The organism is Rheinheimera sp. NSM, from assembly GCF_052380015.1.
Taxonomy (GTDB): domain Bacteria; phylum Pseudomonadota; class Gammaproteobacteria; order Enterobacterales; family Alteromonadaceae; genus Alishewanella.
Genome location: NZ_JBQTCI010000002.1, coordinates 391921 through 418791, shown reverse-complemented (window position 1 = coordinate 418791; position 26871 = coordinate 391921). Strand labels below are relative to the sequence as shown.

General features: G+C 50.2%; 24 protein-coding genes and 2 riboswitches. Of the genes, 13 read left to right on the top strand and 11 right to left on the bottom strand.

Annotated features, from left to right (window positions below; all coding sequences use genetic code 11):
• Nucleotides 1-243: 243 nt before the first annotated feature.
• The gene (locus ACTZWV_RS07740; RefSeq protein ID WP_444785994.1) at nt 244-2256 is read left to right on the top strand and encodes a serine/threonine-protein kinase; all 2013 of its coding nucleotides are present in this window, start codon (nt 244-246) and stop codon (nt 2254-2256) included.
• A gap of 1 nt (nt 2257) precedes the next feature.
• Here the strand turns inward: ACTZWV_RS07740 and ACTZWV_RS07735 are convergent, their stop codons facing one another.
• From ACTZWV_RS07735 to ACTZWV_RS07710, 6 genes are all read right to left on the bottom strand, one after another.
• Nucleotides 2258-3073: a cobalamin-binding protein gene (locus ACTZWV_RS07735; protein WP_444785993.1), complete on the bottom strand. Its 816-nt coding sequence runs from the start codon at nt 3071-3073 to the stop codon at nt 2258-2260.
• 5 nt (nt 3074-3078) lie between these two features.
• Nucleotides 3079-3684 (bottom strand): cob(I)yrinic acid a,c-diamide adenosyltransferase, encoded by a 606-nt coding sequence (gene cobO, locus ACTZWV_RS07730; RefSeq protein ID WP_444785992.1) that lies wholly within the window; start codon nt 3682-3684, stop codon nt 3079-3081.
• An 8-nt stretch (nt 3685-3692) separates the two neighbouring features.
• The gene (locus ACTZWV_RS07725; RefSeq protein WP_444785991.1) at nt 3693-4685 is read right to left on the bottom strand and encodes a FecCD family ABC transporter permease; all 993 of its coding nucleotides are present in this window, start codon (nt 4683-4685) and stop codon (nt 3693-3695) included.
• A complete protein-coding gene (locus ACTZWV_RS07720; RefSeq protein WP_444785990.1) occupies nt 4679-5449 on the bottom strand; it encodes an ABC transporter ATP-binding protein in 771 nt (256 codons plus the stop codon). The genes ACTZWV_RS07725 and ACTZWV_RS07720 overlap by 7 nt, the downstream gene beginning before the upstream one ends.
• Nucleotides 5450-5523: 74 nt before the next feature.
• A riboswitch (cobalamin riboswitch) is annotated at nt 5524-5701 on the bottom strand.
• 74 nt (nt 5702-5775) lie between these two features.
• On the bottom strand, nt 5776-6168 hold the full coding sequence (locus ACTZWV_RS07715) for a hypothetical protein (protein WP_444785989.1): 393 nt from the start codon (nt 6166-6168) through the stop codon (nt 5776-5778).
• Between the two features lie 160 nt (nt 6169-6328).
• On the bottom strand, nt 6329-7267 hold the full coding sequence (locus ACTZWV_RS07710; RefSeq protein WP_444785988.1) for a DUF3667 domain-containing protein: 939 nt from the start codon (nt 7265-7267) through the stop codon (nt 6329-6331).
• A gap of 219 nt (nt 7268-7486) precedes the next feature.
• Here ACTZWV_RS07710 and ACTZWV_RS07705 point away from each other — a divergent pair, with 219 nt between their 5' ends.
• The 6 genes from ACTZWV_RS07705 to ACTZWV_RS07680 are packed head-to-tail and all read left to right on the top strand — an operon-like array spanning nt 7487 to nt 14620.
• Nucleotides 7487-8755 (top strand): efflux RND transporter periplasmic adaptor subunit, encoded by a 1269-nt coding sequence (locus ACTZWV_RS07705; RefSeq protein ID WP_444785987.1) that lies wholly within the window; start codon nt 7487-7489, stop codon nt 8753-8755.
• Between the two features lie 17 nt (nt 8756-8772).
• Nucleotides 8773-9471 carry an ABC transporter ATP-binding protein gene (locus ACTZWV_RS07700; protein WP_444785986.1) on the top strand — a complete coding sequence of 233 codons (699 nt, stop codon included), beginning with the start codon at nt 8773-8775 and terminating at the stop codon, nt 9469-9471.
• A 10-nt stretch (nt 9472-9481) separates the two neighbouring features.
• A complete protein-coding gene (locus ACTZWV_RS07695; protein WP_444785985.1) occupies nt 9482-10780 on the top strand; it encodes an ABC transporter permease in 1299 nt (432 codons plus the stop codon).
• A gap of 5 nt (nt 10781-10785) precedes the next feature.
• Nucleotides 10786-11979, top strand: a complete 1194-nt coding sequence (locus tag ACTZWV_RS07690; protein WP_444785984.1) for an FtsX-like permease family protein — start codon at nt 10786-10788, stop codon at nt 11977-11979.
• A gap of 3 nt (nt 11980-11982) precedes the next feature.
• On the top strand, nt 11983-13308 hold the full coding sequence (locus ACTZWV_RS07685; RefSeq protein WP_444785983.1) for a sigma-54-dependent transcriptional regulator: 1326 nt from the start codon (nt 11983-11985) through the stop codon (nt 13306-13308).
• Complete coding sequence (locus tag ACTZWV_RS07680) at nt 13295-14620, top strand: sensor histidine kinase (RefSeq protein WP_444785982.1); 1326 nt, start codon at nt 13295-13297, stop codon at nt 14618-14620. Before ACTZWV_RS07685 ends, ACTZWV_RS07680 begins: the two co-directional genes overlap by 14 nt.
• Nucleotides 14621-14627: 7 nt before the next feature.
• On the opposite strand, the gene ACTZWV_RS07675 is transcribed toward ACTZWV_RS07680, so the two are convergent.
• Entirely contained in the window at nt 14628-14954 is a 327-nt protein-coding gene (locus ACTZWV_RS07675; RefSeq protein WP_444785981.1) for a DUF1840 domain-containing protein, read from the bottom strand.
• Nucleotides 14955-15040: 86 nt separating this feature from the next.
• Between ACTZWV_RS07675 and glpK the strand changes: the two genes are divergently transcribed.
• Entirely contained in the window at nt 15041-16555 is a 1515-nt protein-coding gene (gene glpK, locus ACTZWV_RS07670; RefSeq protein ID WP_444785980.1) for a glycerol kinase GlpK, read from the top strand.
• 75 nt (nt 16556-16630) lie between these two features.
• A riboswitch (cyclic di-GMP riboswitch) is annotated at nt 16631-16723 on the top strand.
• 120 nt (nt 16724-16843) lie between these two features.
• Complete coding sequence (locus ACTZWV_RS07665; RefSeq protein WP_444785979.1) at nt 16844-17215, top strand: DUF3718 domain-containing protein; 372 nt, start codon at nt 16844-16846, stop codon at nt 17213-17215.
• A gap of 75 nt (nt 17216-17290) precedes the next feature.
• Here the strand turns inward: ACTZWV_RS07665 and ACTZWV_RS07660 are convergent, their stop codons facing one another.
• Genes ACTZWV_RS07660 through ACTZWV_RS07650 form a run of 3 tightly spaced genes read right to left on the bottom strand, consistent with a single transcriptional unit; the run spans nt 17291 to nt 19706 of the window.
• Complete coding sequence (locus ACTZWV_RS07660; RefSeq protein WP_444785978.1) at nt 17291-18841, bottom strand: cation:proton antiporter domain-containing protein; 1551 nt, start codon at nt 18839-18841, stop codon at nt 17291-17293.
• Nucleotides 18842-18901: 60 nt separating this feature from the next.
• Nucleotides 18902-19456: an MgtC/SapB family protein gene (locus ACTZWV_RS07655; protein WP_444785977.1), complete on the bottom strand. Its 555-nt coding sequence runs from the start codon at nt 19454-19456 to the stop codon at nt 18902-18904.
• Between the two features lie 10 nt (nt 19457-19466).
• Entirely contained in the window at nt 19467-19706 is a 240-nt protein-coding gene (locus tag ACTZWV_RS07650) for a DUF1289 domain-containing protein (protein ID WP_444785976.1), read from the bottom strand.
• A 137-nt stretch (nt 19707-19843) separates the two neighbouring features.
• Here ACTZWV_RS07650 and ACTZWV_RS07645 point away from each other — a divergent pair, with 137 nt between their 5' ends.
• The 4 genes from ACTZWV_RS07645 to ACTZWV_RS07630 all read left to right on the top strand — a co-directional run bounded on the left by ACTZWV_RS07645 (nt 19844) and on the right by ACTZWV_RS07630 (nt 25375).
• Nucleotides 19844-23023: an amidohydrolase family protein gene (locus ACTZWV_RS07645; protein WP_444785975.1), complete on the top strand. Its 3180-nt coding sequence runs from the start codon at nt 19844-19846 to the stop codon at nt 23021-23023.
• A 146-nt stretch (nt 23024-23169) separates the two neighbouring features.
• The gene (locus tag ACTZWV_RS07640; RefSeq protein WP_444785974.1) at nt 23170-23403 is read left to right on the top strand and encodes a hypothetical protein; all 234 of its coding nucleotides are present in this window, start codon (nt 23170-23172) and stop codon (nt 23401-23403) included.
• 137 nt (nt 23404-23540) lie between these two features.
• Entirely contained in the window at nt 23541-25022 is a 1482-nt protein-coding gene (locus ACTZWV_RS07635) for a DUF1538 domain-containing protein (protein ID WP_444785973.1), read from the top strand.
• A complete protein-coding gene (locus ACTZWV_RS07630) occupies nt 25019-25375 on the top strand; it encodes a P-II family nitrogen regulator (protein WP_444785972.1) in 357 nt (118 codons plus the stop codon). The genes ACTZWV_RS07635 and ACTZWV_RS07630 overlap by 4 nt, the downstream gene beginning before the upstream one ends.
• Here ACTZWV_RS07630 and ACTZWV_RS07625 read toward each other — a convergent pair.
• Nucleotides 25365-26810, bottom strand: a complete 1446-nt coding sequence (locus ACTZWV_RS07625; RefSeq protein WP_444785971.1) for an FG-GAP repeat domain-containing protein — start codon at nt 26808-26810, stop codon at nt 25365-25367. The genes ACTZWV_RS07630 and ACTZWV_RS07625 overlap by 11 nt on opposite strands.
• Nucleotides 26811-26871: the final 61 nt, after the last annotated feature.

The window sequence follows — 26871 nt, the reverse complement described above, 5'->3', positions numbered from 1 at the left end:
CTTCGTCCCGCTTCCCGTTCCTGACACTAAAAAAAACAATTTGTTTACCGTAAATCGACGCAAAAGATTAAGTTAAATTTAATGTTGCGTCAATAGCGCATAAATTAACAATCAGGCAAAATACAGTGATGACTGCGGCACAATTATATGGAATAATCGCGTTAATTTAACATTCAGCCGTTCTAAGATTGTTTAATTATCAGTGTGGCGATGATCAGTACCTGACTTAACAAGGAGTGCATTATGGCAGTTCAGGACAGCACCGGCATTGACGGTTTAACCAACGATGCTGCAACGGATGCAGACAAAACGCGTTATGCCGTTAAATCCCCCGTTCAGGCGGTTAATACAGCGGCGGTGCCCGCGATACAGGAAGGTATGCTGATAAAGGAGCGCTATTTGCTGGAGAGCAAAATAGGCTCCGGCGGTATGAGCGATATATACCGCGCCACTGATATATTCCTGCGCGATGCCGGCGTTGCTAACAACACTGTCGCGATTAAAGTACTGCAGCAGCAATTTGTCAGTCAGCCCGAAGCACTGCAGCTGTTACTGCAAGAAGCCCACAAAACCCAGTTGCTGTCGCACCCGAATATCGTTCGGGTATTTGACGTTGACGTTGATCAGCAGCATTACTTTATTGTGATGGAATTCCTCGACGGCGAAAGTTTGGAGCAAGTGATCAAGCGCTACAAACCCAAAGGCTTGCCACTGAAATCGACGTTAAAGTTATTGCAGCAAATTGCTGACGCGCTGAACTTCGCTCACCGCACAGGCATAGTACATGCCGATCTTAAGCCGGCTAATATCATGGTAAACCGCGCCGGCGAAGTTAAAGTGCTCGATTTTGGCGTATCGCAAAAGCTGCAGTTAAACCACGATATTTACGCCGCAGAAACACACAGCCAAACAGCACCGCTAAGCGGCTACACCCCGGCTTACGCCAGTCCGCAATTGCTGGCAGGTGATACGCCCTGTGTTGCCGACGATGTATTCTCTTTTGCCTGCCTGAGCTATGAGCTGCTTACCAGCAAACATCCGTTTGAGCGTTTACCGGCTGATAAAGCTGCGCAGCAAAAAAAACAAGCCACTAAGCCGGCGCATTTAAATCTGCTGCAATGGCGTGCACTGCAGCAAGCTCTGCAGTTTGACAGCAACTTACGTAAAACCAGTATCAGTGCAGTCATTAAGCAGTTTAATCAACCGGTATGGCAACCGGTAGCCGCTGCCGCCGCAGTGATTGCCGTGGCTTGGGGTGGCTGGCATTACCAACAGCTGCAGCAAACAGAGTTACTGGCACTGCAGCAAAAAGCAGAGGCTATCACAGAGCAACAACAACAGTATCAACAGTTAGCTGAAGCGACACCTGCCGACTTACTGAACGCTTTGGCACAAAATGAGCAAAACTCGTTGCAACGCGAAGCCTTATTACGCTTGCGCCAGAATAGTGTTCTGCAGCATTTTGAACGCCAAATTGACGAGATCATCAGCGATCGCAGCTTTAGTTACCCGGATTATCCGCAAATTGAGCAACTGTTAGCCCGTGCCGGCGCCCTGTATCCTGATTCACATTACCTGGCCGAGATACGCAGTAATATGCAGCGCAGCAAGCAGACCGCGATAGAGGTATTACGCTCAAGACTAAACCAATTGCTGCTGAGCCAGCAATATCAAAAGCAGCAAGGCGATACGCCGGATCCATATAAAATCGTGGCTGAGCTGCAGCGTATCGATGCGCAGTATGTTGCGCGACCGGAAGCGGCAGAGACAGCGGCTTTTGTTGCGGCATTTGAACAGGCCGTAGCACAGAACAATGCACCACAGCTGCAGCAACTTATTAACGTAGGCCAACTTATTTTTGCCAGCCACAGTGACACTGCTGAGCTGGTAGCTCATGGCCGGGAATTAGCCTCTGCGGTAGATGCCATGACCGACTACAGCGCAGCAGTGGCTGCAGATGGCCAGGCGACGTTTCCGTATCAGGCTGCTGAGCTATTTTACCGGCACAGCTTTAACCTGCTGGAGCAAGAGCTGGCCAACAGCACCGACGTAGCCGGCGTCGACACGGTATACGACAAGCTGCAACACTATAACGACTTGGTACCGACAGATTTTGTCTTACATACCGCTATGCGCCGTAAGCTGGCAGACAAATACCTGAGCATATCCGGCGAATTGTTGAAAACCAATCAGGTTCGCACGGCAGAGCGTTTAATGCGCCGCGCTAACGAGCTAATGAACAGCATCAACAGCTGATTTAACGATAGCGGTCTACGCCCTCGCACAGCTGCTTAATACCCAGCAAGGTGCGGGGGGTTGTACGATATAAATGATCGGCATTTACCGTTACGTACTGTTTCTTGCGCACAGCTGGCAAAGCGCCAAAACGCTGCCAGTAACTGAAATCGGCGACAAAATTTGTCCGCACCGGTTGAATAATGACTTGCGGCGCGGCCGCAATAACCTGCTCTATCCCCACTTGCGGGTAATCGCCTTTAGCCCCGGCAAAAGGGTTTTGCGCTGCACACAGCGTCAACATTTGTTGTGGCCAGGCGTTATTGGCCACTGTACTTAACGGCATGGTGCCCATCGCAAAAAATACCGGTAGCGGACGCTTATGCTGATACGCCGCTCTGAGTTGTTGCAGTTGCTGCGAAAAATCGGTCGCCAGGGTATTTGCCTGTGTTTCTAACCCGGTCAGTTGCCCCAACAGGCGCAGCTCCGTGGCAATATCTTCCAGTAGCAGTGGATCAGAAAATGCCACGGTAATACCAAACTGCTGCAAACGGTTGATATCTGCCGCAGGGTTACCGCTACGCCAGGCTATCACCAGGTCCGGTTTTAACGCTAATACCGCCTCCAGATTAATCGCCGCATAGCTGGCTACACTGGGTAAGCCTGCCGCCGCTGCCGGATAATCGCTGTAGTCGCTAACGCCGACGACCCTGTCGCCGGCACCAATGGCAAACAACATTTCGGTGATATGTGGCGACAGTGCGATAATACGTTGTGGCGTAGCCTGCAGGCCGGCAGATAACAGCAGCACTAAGCACAAGGCATATTTCAGTGACATGTATTTCACCAATCAATTCCCCGCTGAGCTTTGATGCCATTATCAAATGCGTGTTTAACATTTTGTACTTCGCTAACGGTATCTGCCAGTTCAATCAGCCGGCGGTGACAGGCGCGGCCGGTGATAACAACATGCTGCGCCGGCGGCCGTTGCAGCAATGCCTGCTCGATGCGCGCCAACGGCAGATAATGATAGCTCAGCATATAGGTCAGCTCGTCTAACAACACCAGATCAATCGAGGGATCAGCTAAAAACTGCTCGGCCTGAAGCCATACCTGCTCTGCCGCCGCGATATCTGCAGCCTTATCCTGGGTATCCCAGGTAAAGCCGGTCGCCATTACCGCAAACTGCACACCATGCTGCTGTAGCAAGTTTCGCTCGCCGCAATCCCAACTGCCTTTGATAAACTGCACCACTGCCGCCGTATAACCGTGACCTGTTGCTCTGGCTACCGTACCAAAACCCGAGGTAGACTTACCTTTGCCGTTGCCGGTGATCACCAGTAACAAGCCTTTTTCATCCAGCGCGCCGGCTATCGCCGAATCCACCTGAGCTTTTAAGCGTTGTTGGCGCTCCTTGTGGCGTTGTTGCTTTAATTCATCTGTTGTCATAACTACCGCTATAGCCGTTGCCGGCGCATAATTAGAAGAAAAAACACACTACCGGCCAGTGAGGTAATCACCCCCAGCGGTATTTCCTGTTGTGGCAGTACTGTACGGGCCAGGTTATCTACCCAGATTAAAAATAGCGCCCCGACCACTGCAGAGCCCAGTAACAACCGCACCGAGGTTACGCCGAAAAAATGCCGCACTATATGCGGGATCATTAAACCAACAAAGGCAATACCACCGCATTGCGATACAATACAAGCCGTTAGCAAAGCTGTTGCCAGCAACAACACCAGCCGTAAACGCCGCGTGTTTACCCCTAAGGTGCGGGCGCTGTCATCACTGAGTAATAACGCATCCAACTGCCGCCGCAGTGCCAATGCCAGCAGCAACACTAACAGCGTAACCGGTGCCAGTAACATAACGCTATGCCAGTTAGCCGGGCTTAAGCTGCCCATTAACCAGAAAATGACCCGGTTCGCGGCAAAAGGCTCGGCAAAATACAAAATAAAGCTGCTGATGGCACTGAGCATAAAAGACACTGCCACCCCGGCCAACAGGGTAATTTCTATCTTGCGCCAGTTTTGCCCGGCACAGACAGCAAACACCAAAGCTACCGCAAACAAAGCGCCGCAAAATGCCCCCAGCGCCACACTTACCAGCTGTGGCGGCAAGATCACGCTGACTAAGGTTGCACCCAGCCCGGCCCCGGCCATCAAACCAAATAAGTAAGGATCGGCCAGCGGATTACGGCTGGCATTTTGCAAAATAGCGCCGCTGATGGCCAGACCGGCGCCCACCAATACGCCACAGAGCAGGCGTGGCAGGCGGATTTGCCAGACAATGGTTTCTGCCAGTGCAGACTGCGGCACCTGTCCACTCAACACCTTTATGATGTCGCTGATGCTTATTGCGGCGCTGCCAAAGCTCAGGCTCAGCAACATACTGATAAGCAGTAAAAGCACGGCCAATGACATTGCCAGGGTGTAATGCCGCTTTAACATACCGGCTCCGGCATAAAAGTCACCTGTAACTTCTGCAAACGGCTTTGCATACTGACTTCACAGGGCAAACCAAATACCGCTTGCAACAATGCCGGTTGCAGTACCTGCGCCGGGCTGCCAAAAGCACATTGCCGGCCTTGATGTAACAGCAAAATTTTGTCGCAATATAAGGCGGCCAGATTTAAGTCGTGTAAACAGGCCAGAACAGGAATAGCTAAACTGCGGGCCAGTTGTAATACCTGGTGTTGATACTGTACATCTAAATGATTAGTCGGCTCGTCCAGCAACAGTAACGCCGGCTGCTGCACCAGGGCGCGGGCGATATACAGCCGTTGCAATTCACCACCGGATAAAGTGTCGGTTAATTGCTGCGCCTTGTGCACTAAGCCTACTTTTTGCAACGCCAACTGCACCTGGTGTTTGTCATGACTGTTGCTCAACTCAAACCAGCTTTTATGCGGCAACAGCCCCATGGTAGCAACTTGCTCTACCGTTAACGCAAACAATGGCGGTGTAGTTTGGCTGACCACAGCCAGGGTTTTGGCCAGTTCGCGGTTGCTATAGAGTGGTAACGGCCGCTGGCGCAGCAGTATATCGCCGCTGCCAGCGGTCAGCTCGCGTTGGATCAGCCGCAATAGCGAACTCTTACCGGCGCCATTAGGACCGATAATGCCGATAAACTCACCCTGCTGTTGGGAAAAATTAATGTTGTGCAGTACAGCTTGTGTACCAAGCTGTAATGAAACAGCTGAAAGTTTCAGCAAAACCCACTCCTGACAAAAGCAGCAGCCGGCCCGCCGACACGGAGGAGCCGCCGCTGCTGTGAACTCCCGCACGCAGGCGTAACAAGGCTAAGGCAGGTCTCCTGACTTAAAGTGATAACCCGCAATCCCCTTCCCGGCACAGCCAGTGGTTAATGATTGCAGCACTTATTACAGTTGCGGGTACAGTGCGGGCTTTTCACCCGCTTCCCTTTTCAGCGGGTATACTCCCGCACCAAAGCGGGGTTAGTGTAACAGAAAAAGATTTCGCGCCGCAAAATCAAAAACGCCGGCATTAAGCCGGCATTTTCACTGCTAAAATCACACCGTTAATCTAAGGCGCTGATTAAGGTTTTATCCAACCCATCCTCTTTCAGGATCTTCACAATAGCCTGGCAGTGTTCAATAGTGAAATCGCCTTCAGCAATTTGTGTATTGAGCATATTGCGACGTTTCATCACAATATCCGCTACCATTTTTTGGTTAGCGCCATCAACACCGCCCATCTTGCTGTGTAACTTATCCAGATACGGATACAAGGTTTTTTCAGCATCATAAGCTGCAGCACGAACTGTCGGATGAAAATCTTCGCAAGCATTAAGATTGAGTAAATAAAAGTTCAGATAGCCGGCCACGGTTACCAATTTATAATCTTGTGTATCGGCAGCAGCTGAGGTTGAAAACACTGCTGCAGCGATCACTGCAGTTGCCCATTTTTTCATTATGACTTCCTGTTGGTTCACTTGCGTTGTTAATCAATCTAACCAGAAAGCACTGGTTTTGCAATGTTAGCAGGCCAAAATAACCAGCCTTACTACATCATTATGTTATCTGCCGGCTGGTTTTCTGTACGCCATACTATGCATGGCAACAAAAAGCCGTTCAGGCCCACAATATACTAAGCACAATTAAACCCATCACAGCAGACATCGCCAATACCATATAGAACGAGCTGGTTAGCCAGAACTTAACCAGGGTTTTGCCCCAGCTTTGGCGGTAATAAAACTTTTGGCATAACAATAAATACAGTGGCATCCATATAAACGCCAGTTCAGCCAAATGGCTGACTGCTGCTGCCAACCAGGGCCAGCTGATATAAGCCGGCAGTAACGACAACGCCAGATAAAATACCGACATTTGCAGAATAAAGCTGTGGCTGTGTAACGCTACAATTAAGTGCTCCATAAAATAACGCTCTGAGCGGATATACAGCAGCTTAAGCAACAGCGCAAATAGCGGCAGCAGCAGAAACATCATTTGCGGCGCCAGGCTGAAAAATTTATTTATCGCCAGCTTCGGGTTAGCAACGATAGCGGCTAGTTTGGTGTCAAACTGCTGCTGAGCCTCGTCAGACAAAAAGGATATTCTGCTGTCGAACGGCGTTTGCTGCTGATCTTGCTGTAGATCGTGCTTAACCTCTGCCATGACCTCAGACAAGATTTTGCGTCCCTGTTCAATGTCTTGTGCCTGCTGCATTGCAGTTTGGTCCGGCGATGTTATGTTGATCGGAGTATCGGGCAGCAGTTTGGCAAAGATCAGAAACGCGATAATCGAGGTAAATAAATACAGCCGCAGTGGCGGCACATAAGGTACACGATGGCCCTGCACATAACGGCTGCTTAAATACCCCGGCCGAAACCAAAGCGGTAACAACGTACGCCAAACTCTGGCATCCCAATTACTGAACTCGCCGAAAAACTCGCTCACCACACCGCTGACATTGCGGATATAGCTCTTCTTTTCCTGACCACACTGATGACAAAATTCACCCTGTAAGCTGGTGTGGCAATTGTCACAATATTGCTGCACTGCAGTATCCATCTACATCTCACACTTTATTGTTTTTCTCCGTACTGATTCTACGTTAAGCAATTGTTTTAGCAACTGTTGTCCGCTTAATGCCGGCGGACACTCTAAGTGTCCGCGGACAACACTTAAAGCAGCTGCATAAGTATAAAATAGATTAAAATCAATATCTTAAAAGTTGGCATCAAAGCTGCTATATCACAGCATTGAAAACAGATAAGGACTAGCAGAACAATGATCCAGGGTACAACGCAACAGGACAATCTTATTCAGCGACCGGCGAAAACTCCGTTTCGGCGTTTTTTGCCTGCCGCCGTTGTCAGCGCCGGCATAGTAGTGTTGGCAGTGGCGTTTTTTCAGTCCGTCGGTGAAAGCGCCAGCTTAGTGCTGCCGCGCAATCAAATGCAGTTTGCCACCGTACAACGCGGTGATCTGGTACGCGATATCGCAGTACAAGGCAGAATAGTCGCGGCTAATGCCCCTACTTTGTACAGCCAGGAAACCGGCCAGGTGCAGCTATTCAAACAACCCGGCGAGGCGGTAACCCTGGGCGACTTACTGGCCACCATCACCAGCCCAACGCTGCAGAACGATTTACAGCAACAACAAGCCGTGCTGGCCGGCATGCAAAGTGAAGCTGAACGCGCTGCCCTGAACGCCCGTGAGCAACAGTTGGATATGGAGCAGGTAATGAATGCTGCTCAGGTTAATTTACTGGCGGCGCGACGCGAGTTGCAGCGCGCTACCCAGTCGATAGAACTTGGCGTGATCCGCAAACTGGATTTTGATATCGCCACAGACAACCTGACCAAAGCCGAACTGGAATTTGATCATGCCAAACGCAAGGTAGAGCTGGCCAAAGACAAGCTTAGCTTTGAGCAAAGTTCACGAGCGCAAGACATCCACCGCCAGCAACTGGTGGTGGACGAATTGCAGCGTAAAGTCACAGCACTGAATATCACTGCGCCGGTTACCGGGCAATTAGGTAACTGGCTGGTAGAGCAACAAAGCCATGTATTACCCGGCCAGGCATTGCTGACCGTTATAGATTTAAGCCAATACGAAGCAGAGCTGGCGGTGCCGGAAAGCTATGCCCGCGATTTACTGCCGGGCCAGCAGGTCGATATCAACCTCGGTAATCAGTTGTTAAACGGTGCTATCAGTTATATCGCACCGGAGGTACGCAACAACCAGGTCAGTGCCCGGGTACGTTTTAGCAAGGTTGACAGCACGCAATTGCGACAAAGCCAACGTTTAACTGCCCGCGTTATTCTGGAGCACAAAGAAAATGTGCTGAAAATAGCCCGTGGTGATTTTGTCAGCTCCGGCGGTGGCCGTCAGGCTTATCAGGTGTTGGACAATCAGGCGCTGCGTAAAAATATCGAGTTGGGCGCCCTGTCAGTGCAATGGGTAGAAATACTCAGCGGTGCCACTGAAGGCGAACAATGGGTCATTTCAAATTTAGCCGACTTTGAAGAGCAAAGCCGGGTTAACCTGAACTAATAAGCAAGGATACCTTTATGATAACGCTAACTAACTTAAGCAAAATTTTTCGCACTGAGTTAATTGAAACCCATGCCCTGCGCGACATCAACCTGCAGGTAAATGAAGGCGAATTTGCTGCCCTTACCGGGCCATCCGGCTCAGGTAAATCAACGCTGCTGAATATTCTCGGTACCCTGGAAAACTTTGACGCCGGCGACTATCTGCTCGATGGCATATCGGTAAAAGGTTTGTCTGACGCGGCCCTGTCTAAATTGCGAAATGAGAAAATAGGCTTTATCTTTCAGAGCTTTAACTTGATTAAAGACTTCAGCATCTATGACAATATCGAACTGCCACTGCGCTACCGCGGTTTAAAGGCCAGCGAGCGTAAACAACGTATTGAGCACGCTTTGGAGCTGGTTGGCCTGCATGCACGGCGCGATTATCTGCCGGGGCAATTATCCGGCGGCCAGCAACAACGGGTAGCTATCGCCCGCGCCATTGCCGGCCAGCCGCGCATTCTGCTGGCCGATGAACCTACAGGCAACCTTGATTCGTTAATGGCACGCCAGGTGATGGAGCTGTTGGAGCAAATAAACCAGCAAGGCTGCACCATTTTAATGGTAACGCACGACCCGGATCAGGCGCGCCGCGCCGGGCGACACATTCAGATCATCGATGGTCAGTTACATGACAGTACCTTATACGAACCGCTGGCCGCGCACAGCGCTTAAGGGGAAACAAATGGAACAGTTTATCTATTACCTGAAAGTCAGCCTCAAAGGCATTAAGCGTGCCCCGCTGCCTTATGCACTAACCATTTTTATTTTAAGTGTAGGTTTGGGCGTATTTTTTGCCAATGCCACTTTTTACTATCAGCTAAACAGCGACCCATTGCCGCACAAAAGCGACAAGTTGTTTTTTCCGATGACGTTAATGGCACCTTATGACTGCAACGACTGTAAACCGCCGCGCGTACTCAGCTACAGCAATATCGAAAAGCTCAGCCAGACTGAGATCCCGACAAAGAAAGCCGCCATGTACAGCGCGGATGGTTATCTGCGTCGAAGTGCAGAGCAAGCGCCATTGCCGGTAAGTATCCGTATAACCCAGCGTGATTTTTTTACCATGTTTGACGTGCCGGTATTGCACGGCAGTATCTGGCCGGATAACAGCGCCCGCCATGAGGTTGTCTTAACTAAAGCCAGCGCTGAAAAACTGTTTGGCCGCACTGATGTTCTTGGTGAAAAACTGCTACTGGATGATCGTCATGTTACTGTCAGCGCAGTGCTGAATGACTGGCAAATGCTACCCCGACTGTATGACGCCAATAATCGCAACCATTTAAGTGAGGCAGACGATATTTATCTGCCATTGGAAACCGGTTACGACATGAATTATTTGTCTAACACCCAATCACAAACCTTTGATGATACCGATTACCGCCGGTTAAGTACTCAGGGCCGCACCGGCGCACTGCATCAGCTGCAGTACTGGGTACAATTGGATACACCGGCACAACAGCAAGCTTACCGTCAGTTTATGCATAATCTGGTGCAGGATGAAAAAGCTGCCGGGCGTCATCCGTCGGCACCGAATAATCAGTTAGTTGCTATGCGTAATATTGTTCACTACTTTGGCGGCGAAAGCAGCGATATCAAAGCCTTTGCTCTGGTTACCTTATTGTTTTTACTGGTGTGTTTGTTTAATGCCAGCCATCTGTCGTTAAACCGCTATTTAAGTAATCAGTACGAGTTTAGCCTGCGCCGCGCGTTGGGTGCCAGCCGGAGCCAACTGCAACTGCAGATGTTGGCCGATGTGTTGCTAATGGCGTTATTCACCATTCTGGGTGCTTTAGTAACCGGTTATGCCTGCATCAAACTAATGAACCAGTTGCTGCCCGGTAACCGTCTGTTTTCCGGTTGGGATATAACGCTGTTGCTCGGTTTATTAGTTATTGCATTTGTTTGTAGTTATCTGGTTACGCTTTATCCATCGCTTCGCGCGTCTTTTGGCACATTAAATCAGCAACTTAAGGAATAATTGCTATGTCATTTTATTTACTGTGTAAAGTATTATTCAGCCGTAAGGTGGTTACCACTTTACTGCTACTGCAGTTGGCGATGACATTGGCACTGCTGTTAAACAGCGTGTTGCTGGCACGGCAAACCCAACAGCAGCTTAACCAACCTACCGGATTAGATCTGGATAATATCTTGCTGGTGCAGCTAAAACCCACTTCGGCTCCGCTGCGGGTGTATCCTGCATTAGAAGATCTGCTAAACCGCCAACTGACCGCGGTACAAGCCATTCCCGGTGTTATCGCCGCGGCTTATTCAAACCAATCTGTTATTTTGCAGGGCGGTAATAACGGTAATGTCTATGTGCTGGAACAACAAGAGCGTACTAATGTGGCTACCGTACCGATGTACTTTGTTTCCAAAGACTTCTTTAGTGTTCTGGACAGTCAGTTACTGCAAGGCGAGTTGCCGCAGCACTCTGTGTCGCTTGACGCCCCGGGCAGCCCGGATGTGGTATTAACCAGGAGTCTGGCAGACAAACTGTTTGCTGATACGCCAGCTGTGGGGCAACAGATTAATCGCGGCCGGGTGGCAGCAGTTATCGCCGATTTTTACGGCCAGCGCAGTGGCGACCATATCATGTATAACAGTATGCAGGTAGCCCCGCCCTATGGAGTTGACTGGGGCTACAGCATTTTACTGCGTACTGCGCCAGAGCACACCGAAACCGTAAGGCAACAGCTGGCCGGCGCCTTGCAAAAAGTTGAGTCTAATATCGAAATCTTTCACATCCGCTCGCTGGCCGAACAGCATCAGCGGTTATACCGTAATGAATATGGCCTGGCTATGTTACTGACAATATTAAGTATGCTGATGCTGCTGGTTACAATGGTGTCGAGCTACAGCAGTACTCATTTTCATGCACTGAAACGCCAGCAGGAAATTGGTATTAAACGCGCACTGGGAGCCAGTAAGGGCTTAATTTTACTGGAATTACTCGGTGAAAACTGGTTATGTACTGCCTTAGGCTCCATGCTGGGGGTTGCCTTAGCCTTGTTGCTGAATCAGGCGCTGGCACAGGTTATTTCTATACCGGCATTGAATTGGTATTTCCCCATAGTCACGATAGCGGTACTACTGCTTTGTGTCACTGTAGCAACATGGTATCCTGCGGCCATTGCTACCCGGGTGTCGCCGGCCACTGCCACTAAAGCCTTATAAACTATGCTAAAATTATTGGTTATTGATGACAATCAGCCAATCTGTCAGGCCCTGCAAACGCTGTTTGCGTTGCAGGGCTATCGGGTGTTGTGCGCCAACTCACCTGAGCAGGCCTGGCAGTTGCTAAGCCAGCATAATATTGATTTGATATTGCAGGATATGAATTTCAGTGCCGGCCAAATGCAGGGCATACAGGGCCAAACCCTGTTCTACCGGTTGCGCAGCCAATACCCGGCAATACCCATTGTACTGATGACAGCCTGGACCCAACTGGAAATGGTCGTCGAGCTGGTAAAAGCCGGCGCGACAGACTATATCGCCAAACCCTGGGACGACCAGCGGCTGCTACTCACCGTGGCGAATGCATTAAAGCTAAAGCAATTGAGCGAACAGCAGCAGCGCGCAGAACAACAACGTAATGCGGCTTTTGCCGGCAAAGACCTGTGCAAGCTGGTATTTGCCAGCAGCCAAATGCAGCAGCTGCTACAGATGACGCTGCAATTGGCACCATCCGCGGCGGCGGTATTAATCACCGGCCCTAACGGCGCCGGTAAAGAAGGCATAGCCAATGTGTTGCATGCTAACTCGCCGCGTAAGAATAAACCCTTTATTAAAGTAAACATGGGCGCCCTGCCGGCCGATTTAATGGAAGCTGAGCTGTTTGGCGCTGAAGCCGGCGCTTATAGCGGAGCGACAAAAACCCGCATTGGCCGCTTTGAAGCCGCTGACGGCGGCAGTGTGTTTTTAGATGAAATCGGCAATTTATCACTGGCTGGCCAGGCCAAGTTGCTGCGTGTGCTGCAAACCGGCGAATTTGAACGCCTGGGGTCAAGCACTACGCGCAAAGTCGATATACGGCTGATAAGTGCCACCAACAGTGACTTAACTGCCGCAATACACCGCGGCGACTTTCGCCAGGATCTGTATTACCGCATCAATGTGGTGCAGCTGGCGCTGCCGGCTTTAGCGCAACGGCCGGATGATATTCTGCCACTGGCGCGCTATTTTCTCGCCGGTAAAAAAGCCCTGAGTACAACAGCAGAGCAGTTGTTACTCAGTTACCGCTGGCCGGGTAATGTGCGCGAGTTGCAAAATGTGTGTCAGCGCGCACTGCTGTTAAGCAGTGATAGTGAAATACAAAGCGCAGATCTGGGCCTGCCCGATACTGTGGACAGCGGCAAACGGGCGCTGGATGATATCGACCCGGAGCAGTTACAACAGGCATTGCTGCAGGCCGGTGGCGTAGTATCCCGGGCAGCGAAACAATTAGGCATCAGCCGTCAGGCCCTGTACCGGCGCATGGAGTATTACGGTATTGAAGCGCCCTGACAGCCGGCTTGCTTCAGGCAAAATGAGCAGCCACAGCCGGTTAAACCTGCTGTGCCTGCTGCTAACGCTGATTGCCCTGGCAGTACAACTTATTATGACAGGCCACAATGTGCTGCTGACTTTTGCCATCTGCTGCGCCGGCATTGTGCTTGCCTTGTTATTGCACCAGGCGCTCAAACCGCTGACAACAGAAATACAAGCGCTTAATCTGCATGCACAAAATTTGCAGGACGGCAGCTTTAATACCAGCGCTAATCAGTTAAAAATGAATGAACTCTCCGCGTTAGCCAACAGCTTAAACAGCATGTCGGCACAATTGCGCAGCGAGCGCGCAAGCTTATATCAGCGTGAGTTGCTGCTGGATACCGTACTGCAAAGCAGCCCCACCGCCCTGCTGCTGACCGATGATAAAGACACCGTCCTGATGAGTAATCCGGTGGCACGTCAACTATTAAACCACGGCAAGGCTTTTGACGGCAGTAAACTGCAAAGCATAGTCACGGCTGTACCCATGCTTGCACAGGCTATCGCCGCACAGCAGCAAGGCCTTATGCATCTGGCGGATAACAGTATCTGGCACTTGTCGCTGAGCCGGTTTCAGTTAAACCAAAAACAGCATCGGCTGTACTTATTAAAACCAATGACGCGTGAAATTCAGCGCGAAGAGCTGACAGCCTGGAAAAAGCTGCTGCGGGTGATTGGCCATGAATTGAATAACACCCTGGCGCCATTATCATCACTGGCATTTTCCGGCGAGCAACGCGCCCTGCAACTGCAACAAAGCGAACTGGCCGGCCTGTTCAGCACGCTGAGCGAGCGCAGCCGGGAGCTTAACCAGTTTGTGCAAGCCTATATTCAGTTTGCCAAATTGCCACGCCCCCGGCTGAGCACAATTAACTGGCCGAGGTTGATTAATCAGTTAGAGGATCTGTACGGGTTTGAACTTAACGGTGCATTGCCACAACTCCCCTGGCAGGCCGACAGCCAACAGTTGCAGCAATTGCTGCTCAATCTGCTGAAAAACGCCCATGAGGCGGGCTCAGCAGCTGAGCTTATCACATTGCAGTTTTGCGAGAGCCCGCAACAATTGACGCTCATATTACAAGATGGCGGCGGCGGCATGAGCCCGGAACAGTTGCAGCATGCGCTGGTACCGTTTTACACCAGCAAAACCGGCGGCTCTGGCATAGGGCTCAGCTTATGCCGCGATATTATTGAAGCGCATGGCGGCCACATTAGCTTACGTAATCAACCACCCGGCCTCGAGGTTACGCTGACACTGCCACAGCATCAGGTGCGCCCGACAGCTTAGCGCAACGTTATTCCCAAGACACCGGACGCTGTTTCTTTTGCGCTTTTTGCAGCATTTCAATCAACGGCACAGCACGCACGTTCAAACTGACATGACCTTTATCGCCATGCGGTTTGTCAGCCATTTCTGCATCGGCTTGCTCAGCTTTAACCCGCTCGGTTTCAGCAATGGCGGCTAAACCCAGCTGCAATTGCGCCAGAGCTTTCGGCACATCTTCAGCGTAAAGCGCTGAGGGAACTTTGTCATCCCGCCCCATCAATTGCAGTAATTTCAGCGCAGCATCTTTAAAGTAAATTAAATCGCCGCTGGCTTTGGATTTAAAGGTAACTATCATACAGACTCCACTATTGGGCGTAGACACTGCCAGCGTTTGCTGCCAGGCTAAACAATAACTTAAGCATAACGCTAAAAGCTCACGCCATGGCAAAATATATACTCGCTATTGATCAAGGTACTACCTCAAGCCGCGCTATTATCTACAATCCGGTCCTGCAGCCGGTTGCCTGCGCCCAACAGGAACTGCCGCTAAGCTACCCGCAATCCGGCTGGGTAGAGCAAGACCCGGCACAGATTTGGCACAGTGTGACCGCCAGTATCAGCCGCGCATTACAGCAAGCCAAACTGAAACCGGCAGATATCGCCGGTATCGGTATTACTAATCAGCGCGAAACCACACTGCTTTGGTACAAAACCTCCGGCAAGGTGCTGTATCCGGCGATTGTCTGGCAGGACAGACGCACGGCAGCACTGTGCCGGCAACTGAAAGATTCAGGCCAGGAGTCAGTGCTGCAGCAAAAAACCGGCCTGTTGGCCGATCCATATTTTTCCGCCACTAAGCTGTGCTGGTTACTCGACAACGTGGCAGGTGCCAGACAAGCTGCAACAGCCGGTGAGCTGTGTTTTGGCACCATTGATTGTTATCTGTTATGGCTACTGAGCGGCGGCAAAGTGCATGCCACCGATGCCAGCAATGCCAGCCGCACCCTGCTGTTTAATATTCATCGCCAACAGTGGGATGAAGAACTGCTGCAACTGTTCAATATTCCTGCCGCTGTGCTGCCGCAAGTGCGGGATAACGCAACAGAGTTTGGTTTGACTGACAAAGCGGTGTTTGGCGCGGCGGTGCCGCTGCTAAGTATGATAGGCGATCAACAGGCAGCATTATTAGGCCAGGCCTGTATTACACCTGGCATGAGTAAAAGCACTTATGGCACCGGCTGTTTCGCTGTGGTAAATACCGGCAGTAAGGTGCTGCACAGCAAACATAAGCTGCTTAGCACCGTGGCATGGCGCTTAAACAGCCATACTACTTATGCGCTCGAAGGCAGCATTTTTATGGCCGGCGCAACCGTGCAATGGCTGCGCGATAAGCTGGGTATTATCCGTCAGGCCAGCGATACTGAGGCCCTGGCAGCCGGTATTGATTATCAACAAACCGAGTTGTTAATCCCCGCCTTTACCGGGCTTGGTACACCACATTGGCAGCCACAAGTACAAGCCGCACTGTTTGGCATGACCCGCGACAGCGGCCGTGCGCAAATAGCCGCCGCCGCGCTGCGCAGTGTGGCGTATCAAAGCCGTGATTTACTTAGCGCCATGCGGCAGGATGGCATTAATGTCAGCAGTTTACGGGTAGACGGCGGCATGACAGCCAACCGCTGGTTTTTACAGGCGCTGGCCGATTTATGCCAAACACCCATAGCACGCTGCCACACTACCGACGCCACCGCGCTGGGTGCAGCCTTTTTAGTGGCATTACAACTGGGTTATGTCGGCAGTTTAACTGAGATTAATAACATTTGGTGCAGTGATTGGCAGTTGCAACCGGAGCTGGCAGCGCCATTAGCCGATGCACTGTATCAACGCTGGCAACGTGCAACCGCTGCGCTAATGGCGTTGGATATAGCCATAGTGCAACAACGGTGGCCGGTCTAAGCATAAGATTTAAAAAAAGTTTCAATTCAGCTTAAATTAAGCTTGCATAAAAAACGAGCGTTAATTAGAATGCGCTCGCTCGAAAGGCAAGTCTCCCGAAAGGGAGTACACGCAAAGCTTCAGGTCTAAGGGTTGCCGCAAGGCATCTACGATAGCTGGGCTGCCGTCGCTAAGTGCGATGTTTATTCTGCTCTGTCAGAGTTAAACGACATGCCTTATGTCCTTTCGTGTTCTGCAACTGCTGTTGCATTAATGATTGTTACTTAACTCAAATTTTGGAGCTCGAATATGAAAGCAAAATTAATCACTTTAGCTACTGTTATCGCCGCCACTTCATTTATCAGTGCTCCTGCAGCAGCCGACGATCAATTAGCCCAATCTATCTGCTCTTATGTTGCAGCGGATAGCAAAAACAATCTGCGTAAAACCTTATCTGACAACCGCTTACGTTTACGTAACGTATACGACGGTATTGTATGTGACGGTTTACCACTGGTTCGCCACGCCATCAAGCACAATGCTGCAGATGCAGCCGGCTTTATCATCAGCCAGTTACCAGGCAGCCAGGTTGCCGCGTCAGGTGACATCGAGTGGGCTACCAGCAACGGTTTCGGCACTTCGCCAATCATTGCTGCTATCAAAGAACGTAGCGCCAGCTAACTATCTTATTCTATAAAAAAGGCGCCTTTATGGCGCCTTTTTTATGCTGTTCTCCGGTCCAACTTACCGGTAGTGTTATGCTTTTATCGCAAAGCAATGTTGCTTAACGTGCTCGGCAATACCGACACCGGCTTCAGACATGGTTAGATAGGTTTGATCGGCACCGGCAGCAATAATCTCGCGCGCTTCATCATCATGCATACTGTGCGACACAATAAAGCCGCTAAAACCGGCATTGCGCAGTTTTTTTGCTGCAATCATTTTGGCTTCCACGTCATTCATACTAAGGATCACCGCTTCAACCTTGCCAAAATCCAGGCCTTGCCAAAACACCTGATCTTCGGCATCAGCATAGAAAATATTAATACCTTTCTTCTGATGCTCTGCCACTTTAGCCGGATCTGAATCCATTGCGATGATTTTACGGCTGCTGGATAAATAGTTATAGGCGGCGGTACCGGTGCGTCCCATGCCCATGATCAGCACATCAGCATCACCCAGTGATACCGGTTGCTCGTCCGGGTGATGGATATTGCGCTCAAACTTCAGCAAACGGTTACATAGCTTTTCATACAGCGGGTGTGCCATACGATTTAGCGGCGCAGAGATAACAAAAGAAATAGCCACCGTTAACGCCAGCGGAATAAGCCACTCGGGCAATACTACACTGGCAACTATCAGACCAAATTCGCTGTAGTTAGTCAGGCTGATACTGGTTAAGAAAGCACTGCGCGCCCGCAATTTAAACATGATTAACAACAAGAAAAACAATATCGCTTTCACCGGCAGTAACAACGACATCACACCGGCAAATAGCCAGGCATTGGCATCCGGCAAGCCGTCGATACCAATTTGTAAAAAGAACCCTACCAGAAAGAATTCTTTAATACTCCACAACGATTTCGACAGCTCGCCGGCCCGGGCATGCTTAGCTAACAAGGCGCCAAACACCAGTGCGCCTAACTCAGAACTTAACCCCACCAGCTCAAAGCCCTGGCCGCCTATTACCAGTGCCAGCATTAAACCAAACAAAATCAGTAAGTCTTCATGGCCGCTGGCATCAAGCAATTTGTACAGCAGCGGTCGCAGTAGCGGTAAGCCAAACACCAGCAGTGCCCAGGGCGATGGTGTAGTGCCGTTAGCCAGGCTCATTACCAGCAGTGCCAATAAGTCCTGTACAATCAGAATACCTATAGCGACCCGGCCATGAAAGGCGCGGATCTCGCGTTTGCCTTCCAATACCTTTGCCGCCAACACTGTGCTGGAAAATGCCAGCGCTACCGCTAACATTAAGGCCTGATACCAACTAACGTCAAAAATAAACAGTACCGCAGGTAAGGTAAGAATAATCGACAAGGCAAAATGCAGAGTACTGCCACCCAGTACTTCAGGCTTGGCCAGACTACGTACATTTAACTTCAGGCCAACTGTAAACAACAGCAGTAATACGCCCAAATGGGCAACGTGATGAATTATCGACGGCCCTTCCGGCGGTAAGCTAAGGTCTGAAGCAGTAGCAGAGATAACAAAGCCCGCCAACAAGTACCCCACTAACGGCGGTAAGCCTATGGCACGAACCAGTAAACCTAAAGAAAACGCAAAACCAATCCAGACAGCTTCAAGCATGTAATCCGTCCATTTTTATATTGTTATTCAAGATACTAACTCACTTTTGTCATAGCTGCATTAATGTGGATCATCAATATCTGCCCGCTGCGCGGCTTTGTTATCTTCTTTGCGCCGGCCAAACAAGCTGCCGTTACTGCGGGTGATCCACTCGTTATAAGTGCGGTGCACACCACGGCGCATAGCAGAAGATGAGTTTTCCAGTATATCTATGCCTACCAGCACAAACACCACCAGCACCGACAGCTTAATCGCTACCAGGTCTTCACCGATACCTATGCATACCCCCACGGCGGCCAACACCCAAATTGTTGCAGCTGAGGTGACGCCCAGTACCATACCATCGCGCGCTAACATTACCCCGGCGCCGAGAAACCCCACCCCGGTTATCACCTGGCCGATAATACGCGATGGATCGGTCATACTACTGTTTACCGACATAGAGGCCGCGATAAACACATAAGTCCCCATCACAATCAAAATAGAGGTACGAATACCGGCCGGTTTGCCACGTAATTGCCGCTCCAGACCGATAATAAAACCACACAGCACCGCAGTGCCAAGCTCGGCCCAGGCAAAAGGCTCAATACTCAGTAGTAACTGCCAATCCAACATAAACCATCCTTCAACCTAAACGCGCTGCTATTTTTGCCGCTTGCCATTCCGCTTGTGTGATCGGACTGGTCGGCCCATCCTGCTCAGTAGCTGCATTTTGTTTTCGCAAAGCAACCTTCTGTAATATAGCGGCATTTTCAGTATCATTACGTAGGTTCCAGTCAACTATTTCAGTTATATGACGATAACAACCCACACACACCTTATCGGTATTTAAACGGCACGCTGCCACACAGGGCGATTCAATCACCTTTAACTCCTGATTTTATCGGTTTAACTCGCAATTTTAACGCAATCCGCTGGTGAATGGCTTAACTCTGCGGTCAGTTTATGCCAATCTGGTACGGACTAATAACAACTATCATAAGAAAATACAGGAACAACCGGATGATGCTACTTAAACCAAGCCTTATCGCGCTGGCCATCGGCAGTTTTGCCCTGCAAGCAGACAACACTACTGAAAAAGCCCCCGACTGGGACGTTAATGCACCACAAGGCCAGTTTGAAACAGTCAATATCAAGGTTTCACAAGGCAGCTGGATGAACGTGGCGCTAAGCCCGGACGGTAAGACCCTCGCCTTTGATTTACTCGGTGATATTTATACCATGCCGGTTAGTGGTGGCGCTGCAAAACAACTTACTACCGACATTGGCTGGCAAATGCAGCCCACCTTTAGTCCGGACGGTAAGTATATTGCTTACACCAGCGATGAAGGCGGTGGCGATAATATCTGGATTATGAATGCCGACGGCACTGAACAGCGCGCAGTAACCAACGAGACTTTTCGCCTGCTGAACAGCCCGGCCTGGAGCCCGGATAGCGAGTTTATCGTCGCCCGTAAGCATTTTACCGCCAGTCGCTCACTGGGTGCCGGTGAAATCTGGCAATATCATAAAACCGGCGGTAACGGCATTATGCTGACAGAACGGCCGAATGATCAAAAAGACCTCGGCGAGCCGGCCTTTTCGCCGGACGGTAAATACATTTATTTCTCCCAGGATGATACGCCTGGCAAAACCTTTCACTACAGCAAAGACTCTGAAAGTGGCATTTATAAAATAAAACGTTTTGAGCGCGAAACGGGCAAGTGGGACATAGTACTGGAAGGTGCCGGTGGTGCTATCCGCCCTACGCCATCACCGGATGGTAAGTACCTCGCCTATATCCGCCGGGTAGATTTTCAAAGCACGTTGTTTTTATATGATTTAACCAGCGGCGAGCATATTAAACTGTATGACGGCTTAGACCGCGATATGCAGGAAACCTGGGCCATTCACGGTGTTTACCCTACTCTGGCCTGGACGCCGGACAACAAAGCCCTGCTGTTTTGGGCCGGCGGTGAGATTAAAAAGTTAACTGTGGCAGATAAAGCCATAGCTACAGTGCCGTTTAGTGTCGACACCAACAAGCAAATGCAAACGGCCGTGCGGGTAAAACAGGATATCGATAAAGAGCAGTTTGATACTAAAATGCTGCGCTTTGTCCAGGTATCGCCGGATGGTAAACAAGCAGTATTTAGCGCCTTAGGCCATTTGTATATTACCGATGTGGCCAACGCTAAACCGCGACGCTTAACCAAACAAAGCACGGATTTTGAATACTATCCGCAGTTCTCGCGTGATGGTAAAGAATTGGTGTATGTTAGCTGGAACGACAATAGCCAGGGCGCGGTAAATATCCTTAACCTGCGTAATGGCCGGATCAACAAGCTAACCAATGAGCCGGGTAAATATGTTGAGCCGGTATTTAGCCCGGATGGCAAAACGGTGGTGTACCGCAAAGCCGCGGGAGGCAGTTTACTGCCACGGCAATGGTCACTTAACACCGGTTTATACAAGATCAGCAGTAAAGGCGGTAACCCGGAGCTTATCAGCCGTAACGGCCGCGCACCGATGTTTGCTGCCGGCAACAATGCGGTATATGCGATGGATTACGCCAAAGCGCCTGCCCTTATCCGTATTGATTTAACCAAACACACCCAACAAACACTGTATACCGCCAAATTTGGTACCGAGTTTAAACTGTCACCGGACGGCAAATACCTTGCCTTTGCCGATCGCTTTAAAGTGTTTGTAACGCCTTTTACAGAGCGTGGCAGTGCAATTGATATCAGCGGCACTGACAAGCAGTTTCCGGTGAAGCAACTGTCTGTACGCGCCGGCGAATACATCAGCTGGAGCGGCGACAGCCGCCATCTGTACTGGAGTTTAGGCCCGGAGCTGTATCATGCCGGCATTGAGGGCTTGTTCGACTTTAGCGAAAAAACCGATTTCGCCGCCAAAAACGGCGTTAACCTCGGCTTTAGCGTCCCGGCTGATATACCGCGCGGCAGTGTCGCCTTTGTTGGCGGCCAGGTTATTACCATGAACGGCGACGAAGTAATTCAGGATGGCGTGGTATTGGTTGAACACAACAAAATTAAAGCTGTGGGTAAACGTGGTGAAGTTGCAGTGCCCGCCCGTGCTAAGGTATTTGATATCAGTGGTAAAACTATTATGCCTGGCCTGTTTGATGCGCATGCCCACGGCAGCCAGGGCAGCAGTCAGATTATTCCGCAGCAAAACTGGCAAAACTATGCATCACTGGCGTTTGGTGTAACGGCCATCCACGACCCGTCTAACGATACCCGCGAAGTATTTGCCGCCAGCGAAATGCAGCAAGCCGGCCGTATTGCCGGGCCACGTATTTTCTCAACCGGTACCATTTTATACGGTGCAGAAGGCGCCGGTTACACCTCACATATCGATAGCCTGGACGACGCTAAATTTCACCTGCAGCGATTACAGAAAGCCGGTGCTTTCAGCGTAAAAAGCTACAACCAGCCACGGCGTAACCAGCGCCAGCAGGTGATTCAGGCCGCGCGTGAGCTGAATATGATGGTGGTTCCCGAAGGCGGCTCGTTAATGCAACATAACCTGACGATGATAGTCGATGGCCACACCACCATAGAGCATGCGCTGCCGGCCGCCAAAGTGTATGACGACATCAAACAACTGTGGCAAGCCAGTGGTACAGCTTACACACCGACACTCAACGTGGCCTATGGTGGTATTTGGGGCGAAAATTACTGGTACGACAAAACCGAAGTGTGGCAGCATCCGAAACTGCGCACCTATGTACCAATGGATGAGTTAGCCCCGCGCAGCATGCGCCGCCCTACGGCACCGGATAGTCACTACAACCATTTTAATGTCGTAAAAACTGCCAAAGAGCTGAGCGATATAGGCGTTGTGGCCAATATCGGCGCCCACGGCCAGCGTGAAGGTTTAGGTGCACACTGGGAAATATGGATGTTTGCCCAGGGTGGCATGACACCGCTGGAAGCATTAAAAACCGCCACCATTAACCCGGCAAAAACCTTTGCTATGGACCATCAGCTGGGCTCACTCGAAGCAGGTAAACTGGCCGACTTAATAGTGATAGACGGCAACCCATTGCAGGATATCCGTGTTAGCGACCGCGTAACCCATACCATGGTTAATGGCCGTTTATTTGATGCCAACAGCTTAAACGAGATTGGCTTGCGTGAGCGTCAACGCGTGCCATTTGAGTTTGAACCCCGGTAAGCAGGTGCAGAGCAAAACATAAGCCCGCTCCATCAGCGGGCTTATATTTAGTTTAGGAACAGCAAAAATTAATTTCTCTGCTATTGAAACAAAAAGCACTTTACTTTATCGTCCATATTTAGCAATTAAAAAAATAAGGAGTTAACGTGCGTTATTTATGTGTTATTTTTATATTTTCTATGTTGATGGGATGCGCATCAACAGCAGTTAGTTCAGCAGATCCTGCCCCTTCATCTGAAGCTAAACTTTCGACAACGCAAACAGCAGAGCAAGAAGTAAAGCAAGACGATACATCAAACGAGAAACTGATATGTCGCAATGAACAAGCTGTTGGTTCTAACAAAAAAGTACGCACTTGTCGTAAAGTATCAGGTACTTAATAAGCTTTATAAGAGTATATAATCCGGTAATCAGGGGCTCGTCAGTTGACGGGCTTTTTTATGTGCTATATCAATGTATAACAACTCTAATTACGTATACTGACAACATCTGCAAACTAAACTGATAAGGAGCTTTGGTGCCATTATTGCAGCAATTTCTGCATCAGTTTATCCACGCCTTAAAAAACTTATTGCCCATAATAGCGGTAGTGCTGTTTTTCCAGCTGGTTGTTTTTCAAACCCTGCCGCCTGAGCCGTTAAGCATTATTATTGGTCTGTTGATTGTCGCTGTGGGCATAGCATTATTTTTACTTGGGCTGGAGTTGAGTATTTTTCCGCTGGGTAAAAATCTGGCCAATCAATTTGCCCGTAAAGGCTCTTTGCCGTTATTACTGGTGTTTGGCTTTGCTATTGGCTTTGCCGCAGTAATCGCGGAGCCGGCGCTTATTGCCATAGCGCAGCAGGCGCAGTTAATCAGTGAAGGCCGGGTAGATGCGTTAACCCTGCGCTTAATCGTTGCCTGCTCTGTCGGGTCCGTTATGGCATTGGGCGTACTGCGCATTATACTGGGCTGGCCAATCCACTGGCTGATGATTGGCGGCTATATTCTGGTACTGGGTGTAACCTTTTTTGCCCCTGCTGAAATTGTTGGTTTAGCGTATGACTCCGGCGGTGTTACTACCAATATTGTTACCGTGCCGCTGATCGCAGCGTTGGGGTTGGGGCTGGCCAGCTCCATTAAAGGCCGCAATGCGCTGACAGACGGTTTTGGTTTGGTAGCACTGGCGGTAATGGTGCCGATGATCAGCGTACAGTTGTATGGCATTTGGGTATATAACGTCAGCGACGCTGCCGCTGTTGTCAGCAGCGCCGGTTCTGCCGTGCCCATGTTCTGGTTACTCAAAGCCATTATCGACTTAGCCACTATGCTCAAGGATATTCTGCCGATGATTTTGGTGGTGCTGATATTCCAGTACCTGATCTTGCGCCGGCCGTTGGCTAACCCGGTAAAAGTCATCGTGGGTTTTAGCATGGTGCTGTTGGGGCTTTATGCGTTTGTACTGGGTTTAAAACTGGGCTTGTTTCCGGTGGGCAGCCTGATGGCAGAGCAACTGATTGCCAAAAACTACCACAGCCTGATTTTACTGTTTGCCTTTCTGATTGGCTTTGCCACTACCATGGCCGAACCGGCCTTAATTGCTATTGGCGAACAAGCAGAGCAGACCTCCCCCGGCAAGCTTAAGGGCTCCGTTATCCGGCTGATTGTGGCACTGGGGGTTGCCGTGGGCATTAGCGTTGGTGTGTACCGCATTATCAGCGGCGACTCTATCCATTATTACATTATGGCCGGTTACGCCATAGTAGTACTGCTCACCGCCTTTTCACCACGTTACATCATTGCTCTGGCATTCGACCTGGGCGGTGTTACTACCTCTGAAGTAACAGTGCCGCTGGTTACCGCACTGGGCATTGGCCTGGCAACATCTATTGAAGGGCGCAACGTATTAATTGATGGCTTTGGCCTTATCGCCTTTGCTTCTATATTTCCCATTATCACCGTTATGCTGTATGCCATAGTGGTTGAATATATAAATCCGCGCAGGAGTGTACAAACATGAAATTTTCTATCGTAGTAGCGATTACCCCGGAAGAGCTGGAGCAACACGCTATAGAAGCCGCGCAACAAGCCGGAGCCGCTGGTATTACCCTGCTAAATGGCCGCGGTATTGGCGCTAAAACTAAAAAAACTTTTTTCGGTATGACGTTCGAGGGCAGCCAGTCTGTATTACTGATGGTGGTCGCCAAAAGTCTGGCTGAACCAGTTTTAGCTGCCATGCATAACCTGCTGGTAACAGATGGCGACTCACGTGGTTTGGCGTTTAGCCTGCCAATAGAGCATCTTACAGGCATAGACTTAAGCCAGCTGGAACAATTTGAACAACGGTTAATGCACAGTAATACTAGTGACTAATGAGTATATGCAATTGATTGCGCAGGCTCTCCACTTCCTGGCTGTCAAACGGCAACACCAGGTCGTCTTTGCCGTTGCCGGTTATATCCATCACTTTTACCTTACGCGCATCACGGGGCAGATCCATTTTTGTGCGGCTGCTGCTACGGCGGCTGAATAAACGTTTGCTGTCCGGCGCATAACTTCTTAGCTCAGTGCGCCCCTCACCTACCAACAGCGTTTTATGGCCATCGCCTTGTACATCGGCTAACTGAAACAGTGGCATATCGTAGCGCAGGTTTCCTATGCTAACGTCAATGGTGGCTTGCTGGCGAAAATCGGCTTTTGCCGGATACTGGCGCCGGGCATTGAGCAAGTAAAAATCAATATCCAGATTGGCACTGCCACGCAATAACACGCGAATAATGGTGCCAACGCCAAAGTGGGTACTTGGAATATAAAAATCCTTGCGGCCGTCACTGTTAAAATCATCTATTACTACGTCTATCGGCGAGGTGTCGGTGGTAATAAAGGTATCAGGCTCAGCGCTAAAGCTAAGTCCCTGCTCACTGCTGCGGCCAAAATGAATACGAAAGCTGTTATTACGCTCTAATGCGTCGGCCAGTTGTTCGCGGTTTATCACCAGGTCCGCCACGCCATCGCCGTCAATATCGGTAATATCACGCAGCGTATCAATATTCTGGCCATTGTAACTGCGGCCGGCATCGTTACGCTGATCAGCCTCTTGCTCGGTAGACAGCACCACCGGCCACGGCATTAACGCAGGCTCAGTGCTGAAGCTGCCATCAGACTGCTGCAAAAATGCCTGAAACTTACCTTGCCAAACAAACAATAAGTCTGGCCGGCCATCCAGATTTACATCAACAATATAGTGTTTACGCGGGGTATAATCGGGACTGCTGCGCCAACTTTGTACCAGCGCCGGGAGCTGTAGCGCATAGTGCCTGAAGCTGCCGTCAGCTTGCTGGCGGTATAAATGTGTGTGCTGAAAGTCGGCAATCAAAAAGTCACTTAAACCAGAGCCCAACTCAACGACAAAACCAGCACTGCGCAAGCGATTTTGATCCAGTACACGATAGAGTGAATCTGAGGCCACAATACGCTGCGCATAGCTGCCATCTTCACTTAACCGGCTAACGCCGCCCAAACCCAGAAACACCAGCTGCTGTCCTTGTTGGCCTGCCAATGTCGCGGAACTGAAAAACTGGGCATCATCCGGCACCGGCAACATCCGGCTACTGTAATTAGTTAAATCAACCAGACTAAGCCAGCGGGCAAACTGGCTGTAACCAGACACCAGTAATTGTTTACGCTCGGCCAGCAGCAACATATCGCCATTGGGCGGATGTGGCAGGCTGATTTTCTTCAGTTCACTATCACCGGCAGCGACAAAACTGACAAACAGCAACAATAAATAACAGGTAACAGACTTCACAGGCAAATACATCCCGGGTAAATTCGCTAAACAAAGTTAACGAACCATACACACTTTTGGT

Bases quoted from the DNA above. Each gene is read 5' to 3' on its own strand.
- ACTZWV_RS07740 (WP_444785994.1), top strand. From the start codon at position 244: ATGGCAGTTCAGGACAGCACCGGCATTGACGGTTTAACCAACGATGCT.
- ACTZWV_RS07735 (WP_444785993.1), bottom strand. From the start codon at position 3,073: ATGTCACTGAAATATGCCTTGTGCTTAGTGCTGCTGTTATCTGCCGGC.
- cobO (WP_444785992.1), bottom strand. From the start codon at position 3,684: ATGACAACAGATGAATTAAAGCAACAACGCCACAAGGAGCGCCAACAA.
- ACTZWV_RS07725 (WP_444785991.1), bottom strand. From the start codon at position 4,685: ATGTTAAAGCGGCATTACACCCTGGCAATGTCATTGGCCGTGCTTTTA.
- ACTZWV_RS07715 (WP_444785989.1), bottom strand. From the start codon at position 6,168: ATGAAAAAATGGGCAACTGCAGTGATCGCTGCAGCAGTGTTTTCAACC.
- ACTZWV_RS07710 (WP_444785988.1), bottom strand. From the start codon at position 7,267: ATGGATACTGCAGTGCAGCAATATTGTGACAATTGCCACACCAGCTTA.
- ACTZWV_RS07705 (WP_444785987.1), top strand. From the start codon at position 7,487: ATGATCCAGGGTACAACGCAACAGGACAATCTTATTCAGCGACCGGCG.
- ACTZWV_RS07700 (WP_444785986.1), top strand. From the start codon at position 8,773: ATGATAACGCTAACTAACTTAAGCAAAATTTTTCGCACTGAGTTAATT.
- ACTZWV_RS07695 (WP_444785985.1), top strand. From the start codon at position 9,482: ATGGAACAGTTTATCTATTACCTGAAAGTCAGCCTCAAAGGCATTAAG.
- ACTZWV_RS07690 (WP_444785984.1), top strand. From the start codon at position 10,786: ATGTCATTTTATTTACTGTGTAAAGTATTATTCAGCCGTAAGGTGGTT.
- ACTZWV_RS07685 (WP_444785983.1), top strand. From the start codon at position 11,983: ATGCTAAAATTATTGGTTATTGATGACAATCAGCCAATCTGTCAGGCC.
- ACTZWV_RS07675 (WP_444785981.1), bottom strand. From the start codon at position 14,954: ATGATAGTTACCTTTAAATCCAAAGCCAGCGGCGATTTAATTTACTTT.
- glpK (WP_444785980.1), top strand. From the start codon at position 15,041: ATGGCAAAATATATACTCGCTATTGATCAAGGTACTACCTCAAGCCGC.
- ACTZWV_RS07665 (WP_444785979.1), top strand. From the start codon at position 16,844: ATGAAAGCAAAATTAATCACTTTAGCTACTGTTATCGCCGCCACTTCA.
- ACTZWV_RS07660 (WP_444785978.1), bottom strand. From the start codon at position 18,841: ATGCTTGAAGCTGTCTGGATTGGTTTTGCGTTTTCTTTAGGTTTACTG.
- ACTZWV_RS07655 (WP_444785977.1), bottom strand. From the start codon at position 19,456: ATGTTGGATTGGCAGTTACTACTGAGTATTGAGCCTTTTGCCTGGGCC.
- ACTZWV_RS07645 (WP_444785975.1), top strand. From the start codon at position 19,844: ATGATGCTACTTAAACCAAGCCTTATCGCGCTGGCCATCGGCAGTTTT.
- ACTZWV_RS07630 (WP_444785972.1), top strand. From the start codon at position 25,019: ATGAAATTTTCTATCGTAGTAGCGATTACCCCGGAAGAGCTGGAGCAA.